General features: G+C 61.0%; 18 protein-coding genes. 11 read left to right on the top strand and 7 right to left on the bottom strand.

Annotation, left to right across the window (positions count from 1 at the left end; all coding sequences use genetic code 11):
• Window positions 1–430 precede the first annotated feature (430 nt).
• From AAGW05_RS04090 to AAGW05_RS04075, 4 genes are all read left to right on the top strand, one after another.
• A complete protein-coding gene (locus AAGW05_RS04090; RefSeq protein WP_411803183.1) occupies window positions 431–1,918 on the top strand; it encodes a polysaccharide biosynthesis tyrosine autokinase in 1,488 nt (495 codons plus the stop codon).
• A 224-nt stretch (window positions 1,919–2,142) separates the two neighbouring features.
• On the top strand, window positions 2,143–3,480 hold the full coding sequence (locus AAGW05_RS04085) for a sugar transferase (RefSeq protein ID WP_411803204.1): 1,338 nt from the start codon (window positions 2,143–2,145) through the stop codon (window positions 3,478–3,480).
• Between the two features lie 306 nt (window positions 3,481–3,786).
• Window positions 3,787–5,538, top strand: a complete 1,752-nt coding sequence (locus AAGW05_RS04080) for a DUF4012 domain-containing protein (RefSeq protein ID WP_411803182.1) — start codon at window positions 3,787–3,789, stop codon at window positions 5,536–5,538.
• A gap of 173 nt (window positions 5,539–5,711) precedes the next feature.
• Window positions 5,712–6,353 (top strand): LPXTG cell wall anchor domain-containing protein, encoded by a 642-nt coding sequence (locus tag AAGW05_RS04075; protein WP_411803181.1) that lies wholly within the window; start codon window positions 5,712–5,714, stop codon window positions 6,351–6,353.
• A gap of 78 nt (window positions 6,354–6,431) precedes the next feature.
• Here the strand turns inward: AAGW05_RS04075 and sufU are convergent, their stop codons facing one another.
• Together sufU and AAGW05_RS04065 are read right to left on the bottom strand one after the other, a co-directional pair.
• Window positions 6,432–6,893, bottom strand: coding sequence for a Fe-S cluster assembly sulfur transfer protein SufU (sufU, locus tag AAGW05_RS04070; protein WP_411803180.1), 462 nt, complete (start codon window positions 6,891–6,893; stop codon window positions 6,432–6,434).
• A gap of 5 nt (window positions 6,894–6,898) precedes the next feature.
• On the bottom strand, window positions 6,899–8,212 hold the full coding sequence (locus AAGW05_RS04065) for a SufS family cysteine desulfurase (protein WP_411803179.1): 1,314 nt from the start codon (window positions 8,210–8,212) through the stop codon (window positions 6,899–6,901).
• A gap of 644 nt (window positions 8,213–8,856) precedes the next feature.
• Between AAGW05_RS04065 and AAGW05_RS04060 the strand changes: the two genes are divergently transcribed.
• Together AAGW05_RS04060 and AAGW05_RS04055 are read left to right on the top strand one after the other, a co-directional pair.
• On the top strand, window positions 8,857–10,533 hold the full coding sequence (locus AAGW05_RS04060) for a hypothetical protein (RefSeq protein ID WP_411803178.1): 1,677 nt from the start codon (window positions 8,857–8,859) through the stop codon (window positions 10,531–10,533).
• Between the two features lie 262 nt (window positions 10,534–10,795).
• On the top strand, window positions 10,796–11,053 hold the full coding sequence (locus tag AAGW05_RS04055) for a DapH/DapD/GlmU-related protein (protein WP_411803177.1): 258 nt from the start codon (window positions 10,796–10,798) through the stop codon (window positions 11,051–11,053).
• Window positions 11,054–11,073: 20 nt separating this feature from the next.
• Here AAGW05_RS04055 and AAGW05_RS04050 read toward each other — a convergent pair whose 3' ends face one another.
• The 3 genes from AAGW05_RS04050 to AAGW05_RS04040 all read right to left on the bottom strand — a co-directional run bounded on the left by AAGW05_RS04050 (window position 11,074) and on the right by AAGW05_RS04040 (window position 14,842).
• The gene (locus tag AAGW05_RS04050; protein ID WP_411803176.1) at window positions 11,074–12,366 is read right to left on the bottom strand and encodes a hypothetical protein; all 1,293 of its coding nucleotides are present in this window, start codon (window positions 12,364–12,366) and stop codon (window positions 11,074–11,076) included.
• The gene (locus tag AAGW05_RS04045; protein WP_411803175.1) at window positions 12,363–13,778 is read right to left on the bottom strand and encodes an AAA family ATPase; all 1,416 of its coding nucleotides are present in this window, start codon (window positions 13,776–13,778) and stop codon (window positions 12,363–12,365) included. The genes AAGW05_RS04050 and AAGW05_RS04045 overlap by 4 nt, the downstream gene beginning before the upstream one ends.
• Window positions 13,779–13,909: 131 nt before the next feature.
• On the bottom strand, window positions 13,910–14,842 hold the full coding sequence (locus AAGW05_RS04040) for a glycosyltransferase (protein WP_411803174.1): 933 nt from the start codon (window positions 14,840–14,842) through the stop codon (window positions 13,910–13,912).
• Window positions 14,843–14,867: 25 nt separating this feature from the next.
• Here AAGW05_RS04040 and AAGW05_RS04035 point away from each other — a divergent pair, with 25 nt between their 5' ends.
• The gene (locus AAGW05_RS04035; RefSeq protein WP_411803173.1) at window positions 14,868–16,016 is read left to right on the top strand and encodes a glycosyltransferase; all 1,149 of its coding nucleotides are present in this window, start codon (window positions 14,868–14,870) and stop codon (window positions 16,014–16,016) included.
• A 7-nt stretch (window positions 16,017–16,023) separates the two neighbouring features.
• On the opposite strand, the gene AAGW05_RS04030 is transcribed toward AAGW05_RS04035, so the two are convergent.
• Window positions 16,024–17,490 carry a lipopolysaccharide biosynthesis protein gene (locus AAGW05_RS04030; protein WP_411803172.1) on the bottom strand — a complete coding sequence of 489 codons (1,467 nt, stop codon included), beginning with the start codon at window positions 17,488–17,490 and terminating at the stop codon, window positions 16,024–16,026.
• Between the two features lie 164 nt (window positions 17,491–17,654).
• Between AAGW05_RS04030 and AAGW05_RS04025 the strand changes: the two genes are divergently transcribed.
• The 4 genes from AAGW05_RS04025 to AAGW05_RS04010 are packed head-to-tail and all read left to right on the top strand — an operon-like array spanning window position 17,655 to window position 21,303.
• Window positions 17,655–18,530 (top strand): hypothetical protein, encoded by an 876-nt coding sequence (locus tag AAGW05_RS04025; protein WP_411803171.1) that lies wholly within the window; start codon window positions 17,655–17,657, stop codon window positions 18,528–18,530.
• A gap of 55 nt (window positions 18,531–18,585) precedes the next feature.
• A complete protein-coding gene (locus tag AAGW05_RS04020) occupies window positions 18,586–19,614 on the top strand; it encodes a glycosyl transferase (protein WP_411803170.1) in 1,029 nt (342 codons plus the stop codon).
• Window positions 19,611–20,576: a glycosyltransferase family 2 protein gene (locus AAGW05_RS04015; RefSeq protein ID WP_411803169.1), complete on the top strand. Its 966-nt coding sequence runs from the start codon at window positions 19,611–19,613 to the stop codon at window positions 20,574–20,576. The genes AAGW05_RS04020 and AAGW05_RS04015 overlap by 4 nt, the downstream gene beginning before the upstream one ends.
• The gene (locus tag AAGW05_RS04010; protein ID WP_411803168.1) at window positions 20,569–21,303 is read left to right on the top strand and encodes a polysaccharide deacetylase family protein; all 735 of its coding nucleotides are present in this window, start codon (window positions 20,569–20,571) and stop codon (window positions 21,301–21,303) included. The genes AAGW05_RS04015 and AAGW05_RS04010 overlap by 8 nt, the downstream gene beginning before the upstream one ends.
• Before the next feature lie 8 nt (window positions 21,304–21,311).
• On the opposite strand, the gene AAGW05_RS04005 is transcribed toward AAGW05_RS04010, so the two are convergent.
• Entirely contained in the window at window positions 21,312–25,151 is a 3,840-nt protein-coding gene (locus AAGW05_RS04005; protein ID WP_411803167.1) for a PKD domain-containing protein, read from the bottom strand.
• Window position 25,152 lies beyond the last annotated feature (1 nt).

Genomic DNA, 25,152 nt, shown 5'->3' with positions numbered 1-25,152 from the left:
CCTTTCTTAGCAATTTAGTTTTTGTTGGTTGGTTCTTTGTTTCTAATGGTGTAGCGCAAGATCAAATCGGTTCCTGGGAAGCGAGTTTGGGTGGCGGTGAGGTGATGGCAGAGTTCGTTCATGGCTTTGCTGGCTCTGGCTGTCGGGAGCGGGTTCAGGCGAATAGTCTGGAAGCCTAGTGTGGTGGTGTCAATGTCGCCGCTGGTGTTCGTTCGGATTTCGCTGGCCATGGGCATCATGGTTTTGTAGGCGGCCATCTGGATCCCGTGCGTGATGAGTTTGACGTGGGGATCGAGGACTTGCTGGCCCGCGTCCCTACATTTGGCTCAGTCCTATTTCCGTTACAATTATTCAGAGCTAGGGAGTGAAAAGCAGCTAAGGAATCGCTTGGCGCAGTCCTGGCTCCGACTTCGATCATGGGAAACTACTCTTGGAATTACGGCACTACTTACGCATCGTGCGCCGCAACTGGATCATTATTTTAGCGCTGAGCCTGATTGGGTTGCTCGCAGCGGGAGCTTTCTCTGTGCTAACGAAACCTGTCTACACAGCACAAACACAGCTCTTTGTGGCAACCCAAAATTCGGGATCTGTCCAGGAATTGCAAACGGGCAGCTCATTCATCCAGGCCCGAGTGTCATCGTATGTAGTGACAGCTACCACCCCCACTGTGCTCCAACCTGCCATCGACACTCTGGGTCTGACCGTGTCGCCACAGCAGCTTGCCAAGAGCATCAAGGCCACGTCAGATTTAAAGACGGTACTTATTTCAATCTCAGTAAGTGATCAGTCTCCAGTTCAAGCTGCCGCGATTGCCCACGCTGTGGCCAGCAGCCTCATCACTGCGGTTGACACCTTGGAAAAGCCCGAGAGCGGCGGTCCGTCCACAGTCAAGTTGTCAGTGGTCACACCGGCAACTGCACCGGCAGCGCCTGTGTCGCCCAATCTAAAGGTAAACTTGCTGCTGGGTCTTATCGTTGGTATGGGACTTGGCATGGCCGCGGCACTTCTGAGGACCTCTATGGACACACGAGTGCGTAGTGCAAATGACCTCCAGCGCATAATCTCGACCCCAATATTGGGTAGCATCGCCTTTGAGCAGGATGCCCTTAAAAATCCACTTATGAGTCAGAAATCCCCACAAAATCGACGTTCCGAATCATTTCGGCAGCTTCGAACCAATCTTCAGTTCGCCCAAGTCAATAGCCGAAGCAAAACCTTACTTATTACATCGTCATTGCCCGGTGAAGGCAAAAGTACAACAGCTACAAACTTGGCACTCGCGATGGCTGAAGCCGGACAGTCCGTGGTATTGGTAGACGCAGATCTTCGCCGGCCTATGGTCGCCAAGTACTTGGGCCTAGAAGGAGCAGCCGGGCTGACCACCGCTTTGGTGGGCGAGGCCAACATTAAGGACCTCCTTCAGCCTTGGGGATCGCGCGATCTTCACGTCCTAACTTCCGGTCGGATCCCGCCGAATCCCAGTGAATTGCTTGGCTCAGAGGCCATGTCAACACTCATCGGTCGTCTAGAAGAACACTTCGATGCTGTAGTAATCGATGCCCCGCCCCTTTTGCCCGTTACTGACGCCGCTGTACTCGCCCAAAAAGTAGGAAACGTAATAGTTGTCGTAGGCTGCCACACAGTCAAACATCAGGAAGTTGAAAAAGCGCTGGAAAGCCTCAAACTGGTCGATGTCGATGTTCTTGGTGTAGTGCTGAACCGAGTTTCTGTCAAAGGACCAGATTCCTATTCGTACAGCTACTCCGGATACACCTCTAATTCGACAGCTGAGGCTGATGAACGGGAACGATTCTCGAATGGACGTATAGCGAGTGGGACAATGGACACTCCGTTGGAGGACGACTTCGATAAACTCATTCGAGGAGCCGAGACAAGGGCGTCCCGAAGAGGATAACGACTTGCCGACCCTTGGGGGATGCCATACAGCCCTCGAGACAGAACCCTTGACACATTCAGAATCCTGAAACAGTCGAACTCTTACACTTACACTCGCACGCATCTCTGGGGAAACAATTGAATTCAGCAAACTGGCGATCTCGTTATGCTCGAAGAATCGGCATCGTTGATGCTCTAGTTGTAGTTTGGTCCGTCGTAGGGGCGCACCTGCTCCGATTCGGGATGCATCCTGCCGACGCAGATGCAATTGCTGGCGCACCAGTTGCCTCATATACAGTGGTAACCATAGTCTTGCCTTTTATTTGGTGGGCAATGCTCGGGGCCTGGGGCAGCCGCGAATCACGAACGCTTGGAACTGGCTCTGAAGAATACAAACGCGTGATTGCGGCAAGTCTTTGGCTTTTTGGATCAATGGCGATTGTTGCATATGCGCTTCAAATAGACCTGGCACGCGGGTATGTGGGTACTGCGTTTCCCATTGGAACCTTGGGACTAATATCTGGTAGGTGGGTTCTTCGCCAGCACCTAAGTCTGGAACGCAGCCGCGGAAGAAGTACTTCAAAACTCCTCCTAGTAGGAGGGTCAGCGGCAATGGGGCACCTCGTGGGAGCACTGCTCAGCTCACCAAGTGCCGGGTATTCTCCCGTCGCTGGATATTTCACAAGAAACCAAGAGCAACGGATTGACGCCGCACCTGAACTGCCGTTACTTTTTGGAAACCCGACTGCGTCTAGTATCCAAAATGCAGCTTGTGCCGTGGGAGCGGATGCTGTTGCCATCACCACCGGTGTCCACCTGACTCCTCAAACTATGCGCCAGCTTGGTTGGGAATTGGCGGCAGCCAACATAGGTTTAATTCTGGCACCGGCATTGACGGACATCGCAGGCCCACGAATCCACACTCAGCCCGTGGCAGGTCTACCACTAATACATGTTTCAACACCAAAACTTACGGGCGGCAAACGCGTAGCCAAAAGAGCCTTCGACGTCATAGGCTCGAGTTTGCTGATTATAGCTCTCTCACCTATCTTGGCAGCAATCGCTTTATCAGTCAGGATTTCAAGCCCTGGGCCCATCTTGTACTTTCAAGATCGAGTAGGTCTACGAGGCTCCACTTTCAAGATGACGAAATTTCGGTCGATGATACCCGATGCTGATCTCGAACTCGGTCAGCTTCTGCTTGCCCAAGGATCGGAAAACACTCCACTTTTCAAAGTAGAAAACGATCCACGTGTGACACAGATCGGGCGTATTCTACGAAAATACTCCTTGGACGAACTGCCGCAGTTATTCAATGTATTTTTGGGCAGCATGAGCCTGGTGGGGCCACGGCCGCAACGCGAAGGCGAAGTTGCTCTCTACGACGACGCCGCACAGCGAAGACTGTATGTCCAGCCCGGAATGAGCGGCCTGTGGCAAGTGAGCGGCAGATCGAACCTAACATGGGAGGAAAGCATCAAGCTGGACCTCTATTACGTTGAGAATTGGTCGATGGCCGCCGACTTCGTCATCCTCTTCAGAACGTTTAAGGCTGTTTTTTTCAGCACAGGCGCTGTGTAATAGCGTGGCGCAAGAAGTTGCCGTGTCATTCCAGCGTATCCGTTATTATCATCCAGCAGTGAGGGCTCATATAGTGAGAATCCCAGTAACCGGCTTGAGGCTCGCTGTGTGCTACCGCGGCATGGGAAGACGATAAACATGGCAGAGACTACTGGGGATGACAAGCTGTCCGGATCCCTTGCCGGACGAACCGAAAGTAACAATACTGAACGTCGCCGCAGGAGCGCCCAGCCAACCGCTGGACAGCAAAAGCGGAGGAAACGACTGCTCCGGTGGACTATAGGTACCCTCGCACTGCTAGTTTTGGTGGGAAGTGCCACAGTATGGCTGGGCTTCCAGGCGACACACATCAAGGAACACCTTGACGCCACCACCCAGCTGTTGCCGGAGCTAAAGAAAGAACTCTTGGCCAACGATGTGGCGGCCGCCTCCTCCACCGTTGCGTCGCTCGCAAACCACACTGCAGCTGCAAAACGTGCTGGCACGGATCCCCTCTGGAAACTGGCCAGCGGCCTGCCTTGGATTGGACCCAATCTTGCGGCTGCTTCGGAGGTATCCACAACGGCCGACGACGTGGTGAATCTGGCAGCCAAGCCCTTGGTGGGTGCCTTCCAGTCATTGGACTGGAAAGCCCTGACACCGGTTGACGGTGCCGTCCCGCTGGCTCCCCTGCAGAAGGCTGCACCAAGCGTAGTTTCCGCTGCGAATTCAGTGGAACTCTCCTACCATCGACTTGCCGGGATTGATCCGAAGCCGCTGCTGCCCCAAATTGCCACTCCCCTGCACAGCGCCATAACCCAGTTGGACGAGCTGCGGGGAGTGCTCTCCACAGCTGCCGATGCCGCCCAGCTGGTGCCGCCCATGATGGGCGCGGACGGCCCCCGTAACTACTTGCTGCTTATTCAAAATAACGCGGAGATCCGTGCCAGCGGGGGTATCCCCGGCGCGCTTGCCGTACTCCATGCCGAGGACGGCAAGATCACCCTCACCGCCCAAGACTCCGCCAGCGCTATGGGAGCTTTCACACCGCCGGTCAAGGTGGACACCGCACAGGAGACCATCTACTCCACCCGCATGGGCCGTTACATGCAAGACGTCAACATGACCCCCGACTTCCCCACCGCTGCATCCACAGCCCGGACAATGTGGCTGCAACGCCACCCCGAGCAAGCGATTGATGGTGTCATTTCCATCGATCCGGTGGCCCTTGCCCTGGTCCTGAAAGCGACTGGGCCCGTCAGTGTTGCGGCGGCACTGCCCGAGGGGGTGAGCCTTGGCGGCCTGCCGACCCAGCTCACGAGCGCCAATTTGGTCTCTGTTCTGCTCTCGCAGGTCTACTCAGACATTCGGGAACCTGCTTTGCAGGATGCCTACTTTGCCGCGGTTGCGAAAAACGTGTTTGACGTTGTTGGCTCCGGCAAGACTCCAGGAGACAAACTGGTCGAGTCTCTGGCCACAGGTGTCAGCGACCACCGAATTCTCATGTGGTCCACTCGGGGAGGCGAACAGGCTATTTTGGGAACCCAAGGATTGGGTGGTGCCATTTCCGGTCCAAGCGTACCCGCGGCCGGCTTTGGCGTCTATTTCAACGACGGCACCGGTGCCAAGATGGACTACTACGTCAAACGAACAGTGCAACTGGTGCAGCGCTGCAGCTCTGGTGGCTACGCCCAGTACACAGCAAAAATCGTTATGACCAACACGGCACCTGCCGATGCGGCTGCCTCCCTTCCGGCCTATGTGACAGGCAACGCTGTATTCGGAGTTCCCATTGGCAGTGTCGCAACCAACGTGGTTGCATACGGCCCGTCGCAGGCTCGGGCACAGCAGGCAAAGGTGGACGGCAAGGCTGTGGGCATCAGCGCATATGCCCATGATGAACGCCCTGTTGGCGTAGTGCATGTGCAGCTGGCACCCGGACAGACGCAAACCGTGGAAATTGATTTTTCCAAGGTGGTCCAGACCAGCCCGGCACAACTGGACGTCACACCCACCATCCAAGAAAAAGCGGACGTCATCCTGCCAGAGCAAAAAGCCGCAGGATGTACTGAAAAATAATCAATCATGAATGCGGCATGAATTCCAGTAACACAAAAAATTTGGCCTAGCCAAAGGGTGAGACTTTCATCCATGCGTTTGGCCCTGACAGGCTGGACTGATAACGTTCCATTTAATCACGGTCTCATTTGGGGGAATCAGTGATCAAATACATTAGAATCTGGGGAAATTCCTTGAAGAAAACACTTGCAGGCATTGCGCTTGCTGGCATCCTGACCATGTCCGCCGGAACGATGGCTGCTCAGGCAGCCCCCTCCGACCCTTACCCGGCCGGAGCGCCGGCTTCCACCGTTTCCACCGGAACTTTGACTCCCGGCGAGGCACTTGATTTCAACGGCTCCGGCTTCATCCCCGGAGAGTCCATTGACATCACCATCGTGCAGACCAGCACGGTTGCAGGCGGCGCCCTGGGATCAATGGGCGGCGGCATTTCCGCCTCCGTGCCCATCATCATCAAGCCTGCCTCAACGCACAACCATACCGTTACAGCAGATGCTAATGGCGCGTTCGCCACCTCCATCTCGATGGATCAGACAGGCACCTACACGCTCGCAGCGACCGGCCGCACCTCAGGCGTCACCGTCAGTCAGGTTGTCAAGGTGGTCACCAGCAATGGTGCAGGCGCTGGCGGCAACGGCTCCAACGCCGGTTCCAACAACGGCAACAATGCCGCCGGAAGCAACGACGGCTTGGCCTCCACAGGCCTTGACGCCAGTGTCCTGGTGTGGTCGCTCGTTGGCGTGGGCGCACTGGGCGCAGGCGTGGGCACCGTGGTGGTTTCCCGCCGCCGCAACCGCCAGTCCGCAAACGCATAAGACACCACCATCCTGACGGGACTTCCCGTTAGGTACGCAGAAGGCCCGGAACCAATGGTTCCGGGCCTTCTGCGTACCCTACATGGTCTGGTTCAGCGCATCCTCACCGGCAACCCACGCCAGCATGGCGCACTTGACGCGGGCGGGGAACTTCGAGACACCCGATAGTGCCGCGGCATCACCGAGGACTTCTTCATCCGCCTGCAATTTCCCGCGGGAGCGCATCACCTCACGAAAGTTCGCTATCAGCGAGTGAACCTCACCGCTCTCAAGGCCAACCATCATTTCGCTGAAGATCGACGCGGACGCCATGGAGATTGCGCACCCATCCCCCGCCCAATGAATCCCGGCCACCACGCCGCTGGCCGTGTCAATGCGCAGCGTGATCTCATCGCCGCACACGGGATTGAGCTGGTGGCACTGCCCCACGTTAGCGGGCAGGTGCAGGCCCTGCAGGTGCTCGTTGGGCAGGTCGGCACCGTGGCGGGCCTTGGCCTGCTCAAGGATGATCTGTTGGTACAGGGAATCAAGTGAACTCATGTGGCTTAGGCTCCGGTTGCGCCAAAGTAGCCGCGCACCCCGGCCACGGCGGCCAGGAACGCGTCAACTTCGGCAGTTGTGTTGTATAGGTAGGTGCTGGCCCTGGTTGAGGCCGTCAATCCAAGGCGCCGGTGCAGGGGCTGCGCGCAGTGGTGGCCCACGCGGACGGCAATGCCAGCGGCGTCAAGGTACTGTCCGACGTCGTGCGCGTGAACGCCCGCCACTTCAAAGGAGGCCAGGCCGGCCCGGGGAACGCCCGACGCCGGGCCCAGGACGCGGATACCCTCGATGCCTTCGAGCCCTCTCACCAGGCGCTGGCCCAGCGACGCTTCCCACTCGTGGATCCGAGCCATGCCCGTTTCGCACAAATAATTAGCGGCAGCGGCCATGGCGACTGCCTGGGAGATGGGCTGAGTACCGGCCTCAAAGCGCTGCGGTGCTGGCAGGTAGGCGGCCTCGGTCATCGTGACAGTAGTGATCATGGACCCACCAGTGAGGAATGGCGGCATGGCATCGAGCAGTTCGGCGCGGCCGTAAAGACCACCAATACCGGTGGGGCCCAACATCTTATGGCCGGAGAACACGGCGAAATCGACATCCAGGGCCTTCACATCAAGGGGAAGATGCGGGGCGGACTGGCAGGCATCCAGCACAACGAGCGCACCAACCTTATGGGCCATGGCGGTCAGCTCGGCGGCAGGGTTGATGACGCCGGTGACGTTTGAAACGTGGGTGAAGGCCACCACCTTGGTGCGCTCCCCGATGAGAACGGCAGCGGCCTGCATGTCCAGGGTGCCGTCGTCGTGGATGGGAATGAACTTCAGGGCCGCACCCGTGCGGCGGCACAGCTCCTGCCAGGGGATGAGGTTCGCGTGGTGTTCCATCTCGGTCACCAGGACCTCATCGCCTGGCCCGAGCGCAAATTTCCGGGCTTCGGGGGTGGCAGTGCCCACGCTGGCATTGCCAAAGGAGTAGGCGATCAGGTTCAGCCCTGCCGTGGCGTTTTGAATCCACACGAGCTCGTTGCTTTCGGCACCAATGAAGGAAGCCACGGTCTCTCTGGCATCCTCAAACACGTCGGTGGCCTCCACAGCCAGCGTATGCGCACCGCGGTGAACGGCAGAGTTGCGTTGCTCGTAGTATTCCTGCTCCGCCTCCATGACGCTGAGCGGGTTTTGCGAGGTGGCACCGGAGTCAAGGTAGATCAGCGGGAAGCCGTTGACTTCCGTGTCCAGGATGGGGAAGTCATTGCGGATGCGCAGGACCTCGACGTCGTTCAACGGACCGTCGTGAAAGTGGTCAGCGGATTTCAAGGTCAAGACTCGTGGCTCCTTAGCTCGGTCACACCTGCCGGTTTGGGCTGGCGCGGGAGGTGGCTCAAATACGTCACATCCAACATGCCTAATTATCGCATTGATTCCGTATTTGCGTGGGTCGCGGCATCAAGCGTCGCACCCTCCCCTTCTCCCAAGAGCCCTCTACGTAACACTTCGTGTGAGTAACGTCATGTGTGAATTCGGATTTCCCTAGCCAACACACTGGAACAACACTGGTTTTGTGCATCAAAATGCGCATCTGACGAAACCTTTCCGGAGCTTACGCATGACATCCCAAGCTACATTGGCACGGTCACTATCCCTGCCCCGCCCCGCGAAAATCAGCGTATTTTCGCCCAAAAACCCTCTCTCTAAGTTTGCGCCGTTACCCGACCGTGATAACTTTGTTCACAGCATCGCTCAAGATGATTCAAATACGATCAATGGGCGGTACGTCCAGACCGGACGCAGACTCTGTGTCAGCCCGGGATGCAAGCAGGAACACCGGCTCAGGGTGTTGCCCGCCTCTGCTCTGGACGCGAAGCTCATCATGACGAATCCGGTTATCACAGGCAGCTGTTTCATGACAGACCTGTGCTTATTACGTATGCCTGGGGAGGCACGCGCAAACACATAGGAATATTTTGTTGAAAAAGAAATCCATACGCCTCCTCGGAGCATTACTTGCTGTAGCTTCCGTGCCCCTGATGGGCCTGGCCGCCAACGCAGCAACAGTGCCGACGGCAACTCCGGCGACTACTTGTGCTGCCATGAACACCGACATCTTCACCTCGGTCAACCCGCAGACGGCGGCTTCACTGATGAGCCCTTACCAAAACGAAATCCAAAATGGTAAGACCAAATACGGGTTCACCGATGGTGGCGGGGTTTCCTTCAAGGCCTCAAGCAAAAGCGCCGACGGCCTGGTTCCGGTCTACCGACTGTACAAGAATGGCGACTTCCTGTGGATCCCGCAGACCGCGAACTCCAACGAATACGCAAACGCCCAGAGCAAGTATGGGTACACGAGTCAGCAGATTGATTTCTACGCCTCGCCCACCGCATTGAGCTGCTCAATCCCCGTGTACCGGTTCCAAAAGGACGCCATGCACCGTATGGTCACCACTGCTGCCGACCAGGCCGCATTGAAAGACGCTGGTTGGACCGCAGAAGGCCCCCAGTTCTGGGCCGTCGCCTCCGCAGATGCCGCGCCGTCGCCCACCACGCCTCCCACCACAGCGCCGTCGCCCACCACGCCTCCCACCACCGCGCCGCCGGCAACTGCGCCGCCGACGACCCCGCCGGCAGCGAACCCCGATTGGGTGCAGTGGTCTTCCATTGCCAAGCCGGGCGACAACATCAACACCGTCCTGGCCAACCCGGCCCTGGCCGGCAAGATCCTCAAACTTCCCGCGGGTGTCTTTGAAGTGCCCAACTTCAAGGATGTCTCCAAGGCCATTGAAGTGCCTGCCAACGTCAAGGGAATCGTTGGCGAGGGCCGCGATACCATCATTCGTATCAAGGCAAACACCTCAACCTACGCCAACACCGTTCCGGCCCAGGGCTCAGGCGAAACGAACCAGTTGTACATCATGCGGATGAACAACGGAACCGCACCGCAGATCCTGTCCGATTTCTGGCTGCAGGGTACCGAGCAGGGCCACCTGTACAACGGCCTCATGGTGGGCGAATCCAAGCCCAACACGACAGTGCAAAATATCCTGATCACCGGCGTCCCCGGCGATGCGGGCTTCCCCCCGGGCGAAACTTTTGGCCTGAACTGGTGGCGCGGCAGCAACTCCATCACCCGCGACATTGAGGTTGATGGACACCGGGTCACCGGAAACACCTATGCCAGCCGAGTATCCGGTGCCGTCGTTGGCGCATCCCCCATCGGCTACAACAGCCACGACGGCGCGAAACTATACAACGCCTACACCCACGATTCCAACGTCGGCATGCCCACGTTCTGGCAGTCCAACAACGCCGAAACCTGGAACCTGCAGTCCATTCGCAACGTCATTGGCATCAACCATGAGCGCAGCTTCAACATCATCCACCACAACCCGGTGATGTACGGCTCGAAGGATCGCAGCCACATCCAGTTCATGTCGGATCAGGGCGACGGCAACCTGACCATCATTGGTGCCATGACCGACACCTGGATCGATCCGAGCCATTCAGGTCCGATCGGTGTTGGCGTGAACATGTTGATCCTGACGCCCACAAACTACGCTGGGCCGAACACGAACTCCATCAAGACTGCACCCAGGGTATTCCAAGCAGACGGCAAAACTCCCGTCAACTACCTCTGGGCACACTAGTAAGAACCGTCAACTGATGCGGGCGTAGCCGCATCGGCAGCAGGCTGTGGGATCTCCGTCAAGGAGGTCCCACAGCTGTTTAATGCCTATTGCGCACGCTATGATCGGCCCATGAGGCTCAAGCGCATGCTGTCAACCACTGCCCGGGATCTGCTGGTCAACGGTCTGGTCTCCTCACCGCTTCTGCCCGAGTCGCAGCGCTGGAGGGCCCTGCGCGCTGCCGGCCTGAATATTTCCCCGCGTCCAGTGCGGGCCCGAGGTCATGGTCATCACCGGATCGCACACCATTGCCGGGCCTGCTGAGCGCGCCGGCCGGAACTACGCCTCCCCCGTGGTGATTGGTGACGGGTGCTGGATCGGTGCCCTGGCGATCATACTTCCGGGAGTCACAATAGGGTCCGGGTGTGTAATAGCCGCGGGTGCAGCAGTGGCCGCCGGCTGTGAGGCCGACGGCGTGTACGCGGGGGTGCCGACCCGGCGCAAGCACGGGCTGGACGACGCCGGAAACATGCTGCCCTAGGCACACATGGGCGGGGCCGTTCAGGTACTTGACAGTATTTTCCCCTGCCGTGGGGTTCCTCGCCGCAACGAGGTGGCTGCCACAGGCAACGCGGCCATGCCCACCGCAAGGGCCATGATGGTGACGGAAGAGTAAAAGGGACTAAACAAAATATTCCACAGGGCATCGACTGCCAGGAAAAGCGTCACGGCAAGTCCAGTTCTGGAAACGATGGCCAGCAGGCACCACCGCACCATGAGCCACAGGAGGAAAAGGGCCAGCACGGCACCTGGCAGGCCAAAGTAAACCCACAGGTCCCCGGCAGTGGAATGCAGTTCAAATTGCGAGCCGAACATGTATTTTTCAACATATCCATTATTGGGCCCGTAGTGGATGGCCAACATTCCCGACTTTGCCACCGCAATATCACCCAGCGATGGCACAATTCCGACACCAAATCCCAGCGGCTGAAACACGAACAAAGCCGCCGTTGCTGCCATTTCGGGGCGACCACCGAGGATCAGTGATCCCGAGGCATGGATCTGGGCAAGGGAGCGTTGCTGCGCCGCAGCCCCCAGGTAGCCATCCACCAACAGGCTCGAAGCTACCGAGTAAACAACAAGAACAACCGCCGTTGCCGTCAGCAGGGTGCGGGCAATGGCTACACGGCGGCTTCTTCCCCGAGGCAACATTTGCCAGATAACCAGGACCACCACCAGGGCAAGCATGGCAAAGAGCGAACGAGAATCATGCAGTGCCGAATAGCCAGCCAGGGCCAGCAGCACCACAAGGGAGACAATCCGGCGTCCGGAACGCAGCCTGGCGTCCACGTAGCCGGCCAGGGACAAGGCAATGACAATAACTGGCAGTGAGTACCCGAACTTCCAGGCATTGACTGCCACATCGGCATTGTCACTCACCCCAAGGAACAACCCCAAACCGTAGCCCAGGCCAGTGAGCCAGTCCGGCAAGAGACGCCGCGCCCACAAAACCACCCCAACACTGAGCAACAGGCCAAGCAACAGCGCCGGATTGATGATGAGCTTGCTGCCGTCCACCTGGTGGTTGACCTTATTGAAGGAATACAACACGAACCCCGAGACCAAGCTGGCAAGGCACAGGAGTAGAAATACCCTTTGTCCCTTGAAGCGCCGAACAGCGGACACCCATACGGGCAGGAGCACCAGGGCCACCACGTAACCAATAGTGATGCCGTGGTAGACCTGCTGCCGCCATCCCAACAGCACCAAGGTACCGAAGGCCAAAGCCATGGTGGCTATTTGCCACGGTGTGCGGCGGGAGACCATCTCCTTTGCGGATTCAAGAACCGTCATGAAAGGACGTCCGTCGTGGGAGCATGCACAGGGACAGCAGCCGTTTCCTTTCTGCCGGCCCTGGTGTGCCGTGCCGGATGAACGCTGCCGTAGCTGCCTGTCCTGCCGTTGGAGGGCTTGGCCTTGTTGAAGACAAAACCGAGGACCTTGCCGTTGACGGCGTCTACGGATGCCACTGCTGCCAACACCTCCTCCGCGGTGACGGCGTTTGGCGGCACCACCACAATGGCCCCGTCAGTGAGCCTCGTCAAGGGAAAAGTGTCCGCCACCGGTTCGATGGCGGCGGAGTCGCTGAGCACAAAATCGTAGTCGGAGAGCACTTGCTCAAAGAGTTCCTCCATGGTCCCGGAAGTGAATATTGGCCCCGGTTCGGTGCAGGGAGAGCCTGCCGGCAGCACGTCAAAGCCCTGCCAGGGCACTATGGCTTCGCGGACGGTGCAGGAGCCGGACAGCACATCGGCCAAGCCCAGGTGCCCACCGAATCCGCACCCTTCGCTGGCTCCGGAGCGCCGCAGGTCCCCGTCAATTATCAACACCCGGATGCCGCGTTCCGAAAGCGCAGCCGCAAGGCCGAGCGCCACAGTGGTCTTTCCCTGGCCCAAATGCAAGGACGTGATGACGGCCGAGCTGACATGGCCACCCGGACGGGAATTGAGCACATGGTCCGCCAGCCGGCGAAAAGCATCACCATTGAGGCCCGAGACGGCCAGGAGGGCGGCGGGACGGGTGGCGTCGAGCCCCTTGGTTACGGGAATTGACCCCAGCAGGGGCAGGCCACCGCTGGATGCCAGTTCACGCTCCGACTGGATCCGACGATCCAGCATCCGGTGCCCCAGACAGATCACGACGGCCAGGATCAATGCCCCTGCGGCCCAAAGGATGACAAGGAGCTTGGTATTGGGTGAAAATGCCGCGGTGGGAACACTTGCCGTTGCCACGGATTTCATGGTGATGGCCGGGGAGTTGTCGGATTTCTTCGCTGAAAGGGACTGCGCCACAGTAGCCAGCGAACCGGCGACTGCATTGGCAACCTTCGCCGCCGTTTGCGGCGACGCATCAACTACCGTGATCTCAATAAGGACTGTATTCAGGGGGTTATCGGCCGAGATGGATTTGGCCAAGGTAGCAGGCGTCTCATCGAGCCCCAGCTGATCGATCACCGGATTCAGCACTGATGGCATTTGCGCGAGGGCGGCAAAGGACTGCATAAGGTTCTGCGTATAGGTGGACCCTTGGACCAGGTCAGAAACGTTATCACCGCTGGTGGCGGAGACAAAGACGCTGCTCGTGGCCTTGTACAGGGGCGTGGAACTGCGGGCTACGGCAAAACCGGCCCCCGCGCCAACCAGCATGATGACAACAATCGCGATCCACCACCGTCGAAGGGTGGCCAAATATTCAGACAGCTCCATGTTTGCTCCCTTTCAATTAACCCGGATCCTTCAGCGATACTATGCGTGTCGACCCCTGTTGAACCCAGACTACTGCTACAACCGACAAAGATTTCATAGAACAGAGAATTTCAATTACCTGGCAGGCACTCTCACCGTCCCCGCCCTACTCTTCGCATCAGCGCCAGTCCCTCCGCCGTTCCGTGAATGCCTGCCCATAACGGACCAGCGGAATGCAGGAATTGCTTGCGACCGCCGCGCAACAGCACTTGGTACGCGGCCGGCACTGCCCCGCGTTTCCACCTCCGCCGGTCCGCAGGTGCCAGGTTCAGAGCGGCGAAGAGCAGCCTGTTACGAATGTTGTAGCGGTAGTAGAGGTTCGATTTGGCACGCCCGGTCAGCCGCGGCCCCTCCGATGCGGAGTGCTGGGTACCTCCCTCGTCGTGGACGGCGGTGGCACCGTCCACCACAACCAGGGATCCTCCGGCACGGCACACCCTGAACGAGAGGTCTACATCCTCCCAGTACAGGAAGTACCGCTCGTCGAAGCCGTTGACCTTCTCCCACAGCTCGGCGCCCACCATGAGGCAGGCGCCCGTCAGCCAGGGGTGGACCCGCTCCCCCGCACGACGCCGGCTGCTCGCGCGGGTCTCCCCACTGTCAAGGTGCAGGTCCGCACCGGCAAACCAAACGTTCCCTCCGGCGTCGAAAATTGTTGGCGCCAAAAGGGTCAGCGGGGCCTGTTCCAACGTTTCCCGCAGCAACGCGACGCTGGGTCCCAGGATGGCCGCGTCCGGATTCAGCAGCAGGAACGCCTCCGCCCCCTGCGCCTTCGCGGCAGCAACGCCAAGGTTCATGCCCACACCAAACCCGACGTTACTTTCAGTGCGGACCACGCTCCAGCCGTGCCGGGTGGCCAGTGCTGACACGGCGGATTCCTCGGCGGAGCTGGAGTGGCTGTCCACGACAACCACCTGGGCGTCGGGTGTTGCGGCGGCCACGGCCACCAGGTTTTTCTCAAGCAGCTCGTGTGAGGCGTAGTTGACAACCACAACAGCCAGGGGGCGAAACGTGTTGCAGCTCATAGCTGTAGCCTACATAGTTGACTCCATGAACAGTCCACACGCCCGCCTGCAGGTTTTGGTGGCCCACTCCGGGGCGGAACTTTACGGGGCTGACCGGGTGCTCCTTGAATCCGTTGCCGGGCTGGTGCGCGAAGGCGCCGCAGTGAGCGTCACCGTCCCCGGGGTCGGGGCCCTGGTGTCCGAACTAGAGCGCGTCGGCGCAACAGTTATCCCCTGCCGGGTCCCGGTGTTGCGCAAGAGTTCCCTGAACCCCGTTGGCTTGCTGAAATTGGCCGGGGGTTTTGTGGCCGGAGGCGTCCGCGGCCTGCGGCTCATCCGCTCCGTGCGCCCGGACGCGATCTATGTGAACACCGTGACCATCCCGTTGTGGCCGTTGCTGGGCAAGCTGACACGCATACCCGTCCTGGTGCACGTCCATGAGGCGGAAAGGACCGCGCCGAAGCTCTTGCGCACTGCCCTGGCACTGCCGTTGGTGTGTTCCACCTCGATCGTTGCCAACAGCAGGTACAGTGCCGAAACCCTGGCCCAGGCACTGCCCCTGTTGGAATCGCGGACTACCGTCATTTATAACGGGGTGGCCGGTCCGGCCCAGCTCGTTCCGCCCAGGGAGTGCGTTACGGCACCGCTGCGGCTCTTGTACGTGGGCCGGCTGTCCGGCAGGAAGGGCGTGCACACCGCCATTGCCGCCGTGGCGCAGGCCCGCACGTTGGGCCTTGAGGTGCACCTTGACGTGGTGGGGGCCGTCTTTCCCGGCTACGAATGGTACGCGGAGCAACTCCAGGCGCAGGTGGCGGCATTGAATCTGGGCGCGTTCGTGACCTTTCACGGATTCCAGCGCAATGTCTGGAAATATTATGCCGACGCGGACGTCGCAATCGTGCCGTCCTGCGTGGATGAGCCTTTCGGAGACACAGCGGTGGAAGCCGTGCTCGCCGCGCGGCCCACCATTGTCAGCCGCACGCCGGGGCTTTCGGAGGCTGCGGGCGGTTTTGCCTCGGTCCAGTTCGTGGAAGCGGGCGACGCCGGTGCCGCGGCAGCCGCGCTCCTGCGCATCCATGCCGACTGGCCGACGTTTCGCGACGCGGCCCTTGCCGATGCCAGACTCGCTGCGCAACGGTATTCAACGCAAAACTATGCACAAGAAATTTGGGGCGCTGTGGGGCGCCTGCCCTGAGCATCCCTCAGCGGTTCGCCGGGCGTTTCAGGGCACGGCGCGAGATGTCAAGCAAGCTGGCCAGGTCGCGCCGAATGGCGGGAACCAGCAACCCCATGAGCGCCACGGCGCCCAGACCGGCCGCCCCGGCGGCACCCACGGTCAGAACCGGGTGGGCGTGGGCCAACCCCACAGACACCAGACGGGTGGCTGCGCCCACCACCACTGCCACCGCCATGATTCGGGCCGCGCTTCCGTAGAGCTTTCCCAGGGGCAGTCCGCTGCAATGCGAAAGCCACCACAGGGACAAAGGCCAGTTGGCGGCCTGGGCGACGGCAATACCCGCTGCGACACCGGCAATTCCGCCCTGACTGCCCACCACGATGCACACGATTGTCACCACCGATTCGGCCATGGAATACCGCAGCAACGGACCCGTGAGGCCCAGGGAGATGTACACCCAATAGCCCACGAAGGCGAGTGTCTGAAATGCCCCGGCAATGGCCAGCAGGACCATCACAGGTTCCAGCGCCAGCCACTTCTGGCCAAGGAACAGCGCGGTAATCGGCAGGGCCGCACCGGCAACCCCGCCCATAACGGTGACCAACGAGTACCCCAGGGCCAGCTGCCCTTGCAGCACGAACTGGATGAATCGTTCCTTCTCATCCTGGAGCCGTGCCAGGACGGGCATGGCCACCACGGAGGCGGCGGATCTGGCCTGGGTCAGCGGCATTGTCAACACTTGAAAGGCCCTGTTGTACAAGCCGAGCGGGCCTGCACCAAACCGGACACCGATGACAAATGCGTCGGTGTTGTAACTGACGTAAGAGACCATCTGGATGGCCACCAGGTGCCAGCCAAAGCGAACCATGCCATTCATGGGGACCCTGCGTGGCCGGCGCGGCAGCCAAGCGGCAGCGACCATGACCAAAGCCATCATGACTGTTGCCTGGACCAACTGCTGCACCACAAGGGCCCAGTAGCCGGCGCCCATGGAGGCAACCACGATCGCAAGCGCGAGTGCCGTTGCTGCGGCAATGATGTCCACCACCGCCAACCGGCTGAACCTCAGCGAACGGTTCAGGTCTGCCCGGTACTGGGTGGAGATGCCGTTGATCAGGAAGGACAAAGACAACGCATGTGTAATCGGGATCAGTGCGGGTTGGTGGTAAATGTTGGCAACCAGGGGGGCCGCGAAAAAGATGCCGACGGTCAGGACCAGACCCAGTGCCGTGTTGAGCCAGAACAAGTTATCGCGCTGGCGGTTGTTGAGCATCTTCGCCTGGATGGCGGCGTTGGACAGGCCGAAATCGCGGAATAGATCGGCCACACCCATGATGGCCGCCACCATGGCCAGGAGCCCATAGTCCGTAGGAGACAGGATTCGGGCCAAAATGACCACGGAGGCCAGCTGGATGAGCACCTTGGCCATCTGTCCGCCAATGGTTTGGGCAGCCCCGCGGGCTGCCCTGGTGCCTAGGCCTTCCTCAGTCATATGTGCTCCCGTGTAAGGCTTTTAGGCCCAACTTACACGGGGACCCCCACGTTTGGTCCAGTGGCACGCCACGGTTCCGCCACTCCCCTGTGCCGTCCGGCCCGAGCGCTACCCGCCGGAGCCACTTCATGGACACAAACGGGCCCGGGACCTATGGTCAACACATGAGACTTCCCATTCGTCCACTGCGCAACCGCTGGCCACGAGTCCTGGAAAACCACCTGGGTCGCTTCTTTTGGTCCGATCCACGCACTATTTTGAACGACGACGCCGGTCCCGAAGAATTCAGAACGGCCATGTCCGCCATCGAAGTTGGCGGCACCTACAAGATCACCGGCGCTAAACGGCACCCGAACGCCGATGCGCTGATCCTGGAGCATGTGGACCTGACCGACGCCGTCATTGTGGACATCGGGGCCTCTGACGGGTCTACCTCGCTTGAGCTGATCTCCAAGCTCAACGGCTTCAAGTCCTACGTCATTGCCGACCTGTACCTGCAGATTCAGGCCCGGGTGCAGGGGAAGCTGACACATCTCTATGACCAGGATGGCAACTGGATACTGGTGGTGGGAACCAGGTTCCTCGCCTGGCCCGCGCCGTCGAAACTGGTTCGGTCACTGTGGGGGAAATCGGCCCGTGCCGCCGCCCAACAACCCTCCCCGGCCCAGTCAGTCCTGCTGCTGAATCCCTCGGTCCGCCAGCTCATGGCCAAGGACCCCCGGGTCACCGCCCAGGTGCATGACATCTTCGCTCCCTGGGCTGGCCCGGCACCCGATGTGATCAAGGTTGCCAATCTCCTGCGCCGGCTGTACTTCACCGACGAGGACATCCTCACGGCCCTCGAGGTGCTGTTGGGCAACCTGCCCGAGGGCGGCCACCTGGCTATTGTGGACAATTCACGGATTGCGGGCATGCCGCCGCGCTGTGGCCTGTATCGGCGCGACGGCGGACGGTTTGTGACAGTCGCCGAAACCGACAATGAACCCGAAATCAAGGACCTGGTGCACAAGGTTGGCACGGGGAGCCGGTCCGTGCCGTAGGCTGGGCCGCACCAGCGAAGCCGATGAACAGTGCACCTGTGGATGGGGGAAACACATGAAAACGGAATTGACTGTGCTCCAATCGTTCCCGGTCCCCCGCCCCACCACCAACCCGTACCTGGTGATGCTTGCCGAGCACTTGCGCGCCTGCCCGGATCTTGTGGTCCTGAACTTCTCATGGAAGAGCGCACTGCTGGGACGCTACGACGTGTTCCATGTCCACTGGCCCGAGATCATGGTCACGGGCGGCACCTGGCCGAAAAGAGCTGTGCGCCAGCTGCTGTTCCTGCTCTTGCTTGCCCGCCTGCGGCTCACCCGAACCCCCATAGTCCGCACCCTGCACAACATCGAGTTGCCAGAGGGGCTCAGCCGTTTTGAGGGGTTCCTGCTGCGTCTTTTCGTCAGCCGCACCACTCTGGTGATCCGATTGAACGCCCGCACACCCGCGCCGGATTCAGTGTTGCTTGCCACCATCGTGCACGGCCACTATCGGGACTGGTACAGCAGGCCTTCACACCCGGACGCCGTCCCCGGACGGTTTGGTTACACGGGTCTGATCCGCCGCTATAAGGGCGTGGAGGGGCTGATTGATGCCTTCAGGGAAACCATGGACAAGGAGGCGGGGCTGAGCTTGCTCGTCGCCGGGAACCCGTCCTCGGACTCCCTTGCTGAGGGGCTTCGGGAACTTCGCGGTTCCGACGGGAGGATCGAACTTGACTTCAGGTTCTTGCCGGATGAGGACTTCGTGACTGCCATTTGCGCATCCGAGCTGGTGGTTTTCCCCTACATTTTCATGCACAATTCAGGCGGCGTCCTGGCGGCCCTGTCGCTTGACCGCCCGGCACTGGTTCCGGACAACGAGGTCAATCGGGCCCTGGCGCAGGAGGTGGGGCCTGGCTGGCTCCAGTTCTTCGACGGCACACCAACCGCCGACGTGTTGGTTGACGCCCTGAACAATGTCCGCACGGCCAAGCTGCAGGGGCGGCCGGACCTGACACGCAGGGGCTGGGAGAACGCCGGGGCGGACCACCTTCACGCCTACCGGCGGGCAGCGGCATCGATGCGCAGACGGGGCACGCCATGACGCACCTGGTGGTGGGCATCCTGACGTACAAGCGGCCCGCCCAGCTGCTCCGGGCGCTGCTTCCGGTCCTCGTCCACGCGCAGGCACTGGCACGGGAGAACCCGGGCGTCACCACGGAGGTCCTTGTGGTGGACAACGATCCCGCCGGCAGCGCACGTGAGACGGTCCTTGCCTTGCCGGATCCCGGGCTGCGTTATGTGTTGGAACCGGAACCGGGCATTTCGGCGGGGCGGAACCGTGCGCTGGATGAGGCCGCAGCCGCGGATTTGCTCGTCTTCATTGATGACGACGAACGGCCGGAGGAAGCCTGGCTGCAGCCGCTGCTGGATACCTGGCGCGCCACGGGGGCAACGGCCGTCATGGGCCGGGTGGTCTCGGAGTTCGAGGCCACTCCCAGCCCCTGGGTTGCGGCCGGCACATTTTTTTGGCGCCCGCGCATGCCAACGGGAACCCTCATTGAGGTGGCCGCAGCCGGCAACCTGCTGCTGGATATGGCCCAGGTTCGCCGTAGCGGCGTCAGGTTCAACGCGGGCCTTGGCCTGACCGGCGGAGAGGATTCCCTTTTCAGCCGTGAACTTGTCCGCCGGGGAGCAACCATTGTCTGGTGTGATGAGTCAGTGGCCACTGACTTTGTCCCGGCGGAACGTTTGGAAAGGTCCTGGCTGCTGAAGCGGTCGTGGAGCCACGGCAACGCCGCAACCCTGGTGGCATTACACCTGGCTGCGGGGGCTCCGGCTGCTGTGCTGGTCCGGGCTGCCGCCGTCGTCCGCGGGGCCGCACGCGTCGTCGCCGGACTTGGCCTCAACATGGCCGGGTGGGCGTCACGTTCTTTGCGGCACCAGGCCCGCGGTCTGCGCATGGCCTACCGCGGTGCCGGCATGCTGGCAGGGGGCCTGGGGCACGTCTACGTTGAATATGCGCGGGTGGAAACGGCCGATGCGGGCGGCCACAGCCATGACTAGCCTGCGCCACGCGGTAGCTTCCCGAGTCAGGCCCATCATCCGGCGGCATTCGGCATTCATCGGCTCCGTTGTGGCCGTTGACACCCAGCGCCCGGAAGTTGTCCTAAGCTACGACGACGGCCCGGACCCAGGCGGCACGGCCCAGGTCTTGGCTGCGTTGGCGGAGCACGGGGCCACCGCCACGTTCTTTGTCCTGCTGACCCGGGCACGCAAGCACCCCTCGGTGCTGGCCGATGTGATTGCGGCGGGTCACGAGGTGGCGCTGCACGGACTGGACCACAGCATGTTGACCACCTTGCCGGCAGTGGAAGTGCGGCGCCGGTGTCTGGCAGGAAAACACGAGCTGGAGGACCTGGCAGGCGTACCCATCCGCTGGCTGCGCCCACCATACGGACACCAGACACTGGCCACCTGGCGGGCCACCCGCGCCAGCGGACTGGAGCCGGTTCTGTGGGGCCGAAGCAGTGGCGATTCACAAGACTTTCCCCCGGCAGAACGCCTCCGCTACGCCCTCACAGGTGTGCAGGCGGGAGATATTCTGCTGGGCCATGACGGTTTTGCCACGGTCCACGACGGGGCAGACGACGGCCCGGAGCCCGCCGTCGACCGCTACCGCTTGGGTTGCGACTTGATGGCCGGGCTCCGGGACCGGGGCTTGGAGGGAGTCTCGCTGGGCAATGCCCTACTCGCCGGGACTCCGCTCCGCGCCGCCTGGTTCAAGCGCTGACAGGGTCCCTACTGCGGTGTCACCACCGAGAAATTCGAGTAGGAGACGGTGGTGTTCGCCGCCGCACTTCCGGAGAGGTACGTCACCATGCCTACCCCGCCGGGGGCCTGCAGGGCCGCCGAACTGTCGGTAGCCGTCACTGTCCACGCCGCCGGCTGGGGTGTGCCGTCAAGCCACACCTTGGCCGAGACCGTGGTCGGGTTGGTGCCCGAAACAAGCAATCGGACATTGACCTTGGCACCTGCCACATACGTCAGGCCGGTGAGGTTCGCCCCGGTGAGGATGGTCTCGGTGCCCGCGACATACTTGGACAGCGTCACCGACATCGCACCTGAGGGGTACATGGCGATCTTGGCCTGGTAGTTGTTGGCGTCGTCAACTTGCCGGCCGACGACGGAGACATACATCCCGCCACCGCCTGGCAGGTTGTTCAGGGAGTACGACACCGTTGTGTCCGTCGCCGTCGATGAGACAGCGTTCAGGAGGGAGTCAGGCTGCCGTCCGGGCAGGTTGACTACGTTCGCGCTGCCGTTACCAACCGAATACGACGACAAGTTACCGGAGTCCACGGTCCACGCGCCGCCGACATCCGCCGTCCCCCATCCGTTCGTGACTGTCCGGGCAAAGGCGTCGGAAGCAATCACGTTCGCCGGGGGCGCTGTCACCGTCACCGTTTTCGTGAGCGCGTTCGTGGCCCCGCCGTTGTCGGTCACCGTCAGTGTCACCTGGTAGGCGCCGGCCTTCGCGTAGGTATGCGACGTGGTCGCACCCGATCCGTTGGGGGTGCCATCACCAAAGATCCAGCTGTAGGCGGCCACCGTGCCGTCGGGATCCGTCGACGCCGTCCCGTTCAGGGCGACCACAAGGTTCGCCGCAGTCGCCGTAAAGGCAGCTACCGGGGGCTTGTTCGCAGGCGGGGCGTCAGTGGCGGTCACTGTCTTGGAAATGGAGTTCGTCGCTCCCCCGTTGTCGGTCACCGTCAGTGTCACCTGGTAGGTGCCGGCCTTCGCGTAGGTGTGCGATGTGGTCGCCCCCGACCCGTTGGGGGTGCCATCACCAAAGATCCAGCTGTAGGCGGCCACGGTGCCGTCGGGATCCGTCGACGCCGTGCCGTCCAGGGCGACCACAAGGTTCGTCGGAGTCGCCGTAAAGGCAGCTACCGGCGGCTTGTTCACAGGCGGGGCGGCCGTCACCGTCACCGTCTTGGTGACCGCGTTTGTCGCGCCGCCGTTGTCCGTCACAGTCAGTGTCACCTGGTAGGCGCCGGCCTTCGCGTAGGTATGCGACGTGGTCGCACCCGACCCGTCGGGGGTGCCATCACCAAAGTTCCAGCTGTAGGCAGCCACCGTGCCGTCGGGATCCGTCGACGCCGTCCCGTTCAGGGCGACCACTAGGTTCGTCGGAGTCGCCGTAAAGGCAGCTACCGGCGGCTTGTTCACCGTACCGGCCTTCCCCAGCGTGAAGTGGTTGGCCACTGTTGTGGGGGTAAGGACGGACGGATAGATGGCAGCCTCATCAATCGTGGCGTTGATATAGTTGCTGCTCGGAGCCGCCGGCCAGCCGCCCAAGCTGTCGCCGCCAATCCGCCAGTAACCGTTGTACGCCTGTCCTGAGGTGACGGTCGCATTTTGGCCAACTTGGACGCCATCAACGTAAAGCACCATACCGTTCGGACCAAGGCTGGCGGCAACCTGGTGCCAAGCGCCGTCGTTGAACTTGCCCGTGGTGGCCACTGTTTGCGTGGTTCCGGTGTAGACACCAAACAGGATGTGCCCGGCGTTGTCCATGTACAGATGCCTGTCATAGCTGCTGGAACTGCCGGTCGCGTTGGACCCGAAGCCGAGTATCTTCCCACCCTTGGTGGTGGTCGTCTTGACCCACGCCTCCATGGTGAACAGGTTAGGTCCGGGGATGGCGGTGGAGCTTGCCCCCGTGCCTGTGCTGGTGCCGTTGAACGAGGTGGCCTTGTCGGTGTCACCGGTAATGGCCCCGGCAACTCCGCGGGTCACGCCGGCGGCGAGCTTGATGTTCGTTCCGCCGACCAGGTCCGCAGCCGTGCTGCCGCTTGCTTCCCCGAGCCGCCAGTAGTTCGACGCTCCGTCCGCGAGCACACCCAGGGCGTAGTTGCTCAAGGTACCAGTGGCCGCCACGGTGACATTGACCGTGTCGGAGCGGGCCTCATTGCCAAATGGGTCGGTCACAAAGATCCGGTAGCCGTGCACCGAGCCGGGCGCCAAGCCCGTGTCCATGAAGGTCATGCCGGCCATGGTCCAGAAGGTTGAGCTGGACGTGCTCGAGTACACGGGGTGGTTGACGTCGCCGTCCCGGATTACGTCATACTTGAGGCTGACATTGTCCCTGTCCCAATTCTGGGTCCACGAGATGCGAACAGTGCCCGTGGACAGGGATTTCAGGGTCGGGTTCATGAGCGAACCTGTGATCATGGGCCCTTGCAGGTTCGGCGCGATCGAGGGCACCGCATAGCGGACCAATCCTTGTTGCGCCACCCCGTTGACGTGGAGGAACTCGCCTCCATAAACCACGTATTGGCTATTGCCCTGAACGGTCCAGGGACCCTGAGATTCACCCGTGAACGTGCCCTCATCCATGTCGGGGAACCAGTTCAACAACGACGGCGAGGGATTCCCGGCAAAGTTGTAGTAGCCGCTGTATGGATTTGTGGTGATGGTCCCGGTGGCTGCCGTGCTGAAGGCCAGCCCTCGGTGGAATGTCCAGTTCGCGGGCGGGTCTGTCTGCGGGAACCCTCCTATGGTGCCGCAAAAATGTGGGTGTCCGGCAATGTAAACGGCGCTGGCTCCCGGATACACGCTGTAGGTGTCCCCATGGCAGTCCTCCACCCACTTGATCACCCCGTCGGTCCAGTTTGCGGAGAAGGTTCCTTCGAGGTTGCCACCGGCCCCAAAAACGTATCCGGTTCCGTAGACCTGAGTGCCATTCGAGGCCAGGCTCAAAATGGCTGCAGCTGTTCCGCCGTCACGCACCAAGGTGTTTGCGGCGAAGGGCAGCAGTGCTCCTGTGGTGGTGTTGACCGCGCCCATGCCGTAGCCCGGGTTGGATGACCCGTTGAGGGTTGTGAAGGACCCGCCGATCACCATCTTGCTCTGATCCGGCGAAATGACCATGGCCTCCACCGTGCCCCCGGCGCTGATAGGGTTCCACGGCAGCAGCGATCCGTCTGAGGCATTGAACGCAGCCAGGTTAGCCCTGGCCACCGAGCCAACGCCGCTGAACCAGCCGCCGGCATATACCGTGGTGTTGGTGGCGACGATTGATTTGACCATGGCGTTGACGGCCGGCGCGAAGCTGGTGATCAGTGCACCGGTGGTGGGATTGAGCGCCGCGATCCGGTAAGCGTTGACGCCGTTGACCTGAGTGAACGCACCGCCAACGTATATGCGGGAACCGTCAGGGGACGCGGCGATGGTCCGGGCCTGGGCATTGAGGTTGGCGGCGAATCCTGCAATGAGGTTTCCCGTCCTGATGTCGTAGGCCAGGATGTTTTGCCGCGGCACGGTGTTCGTCCCGGGCGCGGCCCCCGCGGGCCGGGCCGTCTGGAAGTTTCCGGCAACATAGACGGTGTTTCCCACCACCACCTGCTGCCACACCACGCCGTCAATTTGGACCGTCGGCAAGCCATCCGCCGTCACAGTGGGCGGCGATGCGGGATTGGACGGATCCGGTGGCGCGGAATCTGCCATGGCGGCCGGAACCATCACCGTCACGGCAGCCACGGTAGCCACCGCAATCAGCAGAGCCACTATGCCACGCCAGAAAATCCGGGGTAGGCACCCCACGGACGTGGACGAGACGCGCTTTTCTCGTGTCATG

This window comes from Arthrobacter sp. LAPM80, assembly GCF_046736435.1.
Taxonomy (GTDB): Bacteria; Actinomycetota; Actinomycetes; order Actinomycetales; family Micrococcaceae; genus Specibacter.
Note: the sequence above shows the minus strand (reverse complement) of the source record. Positions and strands in the feature narration are given on the sequence as shown.

Bases quoted from the DNA above. Each gene is read 5' to 3' on its own strand.
- AAGW05_RS04045 (WP_411803175.1), bottom strand. From the start codon at position 13,778: ATGGAGCTGTCTGAATATTTGGCCACCCTTCGACGGTGGTGGATCGCG.
- AAGW05_RS04025 (WP_411803171.1), top strand. From the start codon at position 17,655: ATGAGACTTCCCATTCGTCCACTGCGCAACCGCTGGCCACGAGTCCTG.
- AAGW05_RS04005 (WP_411803167.1), bottom strand. From the start codon at position 25,151: ATGACACGAGAAAAGCGCGTCTCGTCCACGTCCGTGGGGTGCCTACCC.
- AAGW05_RS04040 (WP_411803174.1), bottom strand. From the start codon at position 14,842: ATGAGCTGCAACACGTTTCGCCCCCTGGCTGTTGTGGTTGTCAACTAC.
- AAGW05_RS04035 (WP_411803173.1), top strand. From the start codon at position 14,868: ATGAACAGTCCACACGCCCGCCTGCAGGTTTTGGTGGCCCACTCCGGG.
- AAGW05_RS04085 (WP_411803204.1), top strand. From the start codon at position 2,143: ATGCATCCTGCCGACGCAGATGCAATTGCTGGCGCACCAGTTGCCTCA.
- AAGW05_RS04050 (WP_411803176.1), bottom strand. From the start codon at position 12,366: ATGACGGTTCTTGAATCCGCAAAGGAGATGGTCTCCCGCCGCACACCG.
- AAGW05_RS04010 (WP_411803168.1), top strand. From the start codon at position 20,569: ATGACTAGCCTGCGCCACGCGGTAGCTTCCCGAGTCAGGCCCATCATC.
- AAGW05_RS04015 (WP_411803169.1), top strand. From the start codon at position 19,611: ATGACGCACCTGGTGGTGGGCATCCTGACGTACAAGCGGCCCGCCCAG.
- sufU (WP_411803180.1), bottom strand. From the start codon at position 6,893: ATGAGTTCACTTGATTCCCTGTACCAACAGATCATCCTTGAGCAGGCC.
- AAGW05_RS04020 (WP_411803170.1), top strand. From the start codon at position 18,586: ATGAAAACGGAATTGACTGTGCTCCAATCGTTCCCGGTCCCCCGCCCC.
- AAGW05_RS04030 (WP_411803172.1), bottom strand. From the start codon at position 17,490: ATGACTGAGGAAGGCCTAGGCACCAGGGCAGCCCGCGGGGCTGCCCAA.
- AAGW05_RS04055 (WP_411803177.1), top strand. From the start codon at position 10,796: ATGGTCATCACCGGATCGCACACCATTGCCGGGCCTGCTGAGCGCGCC.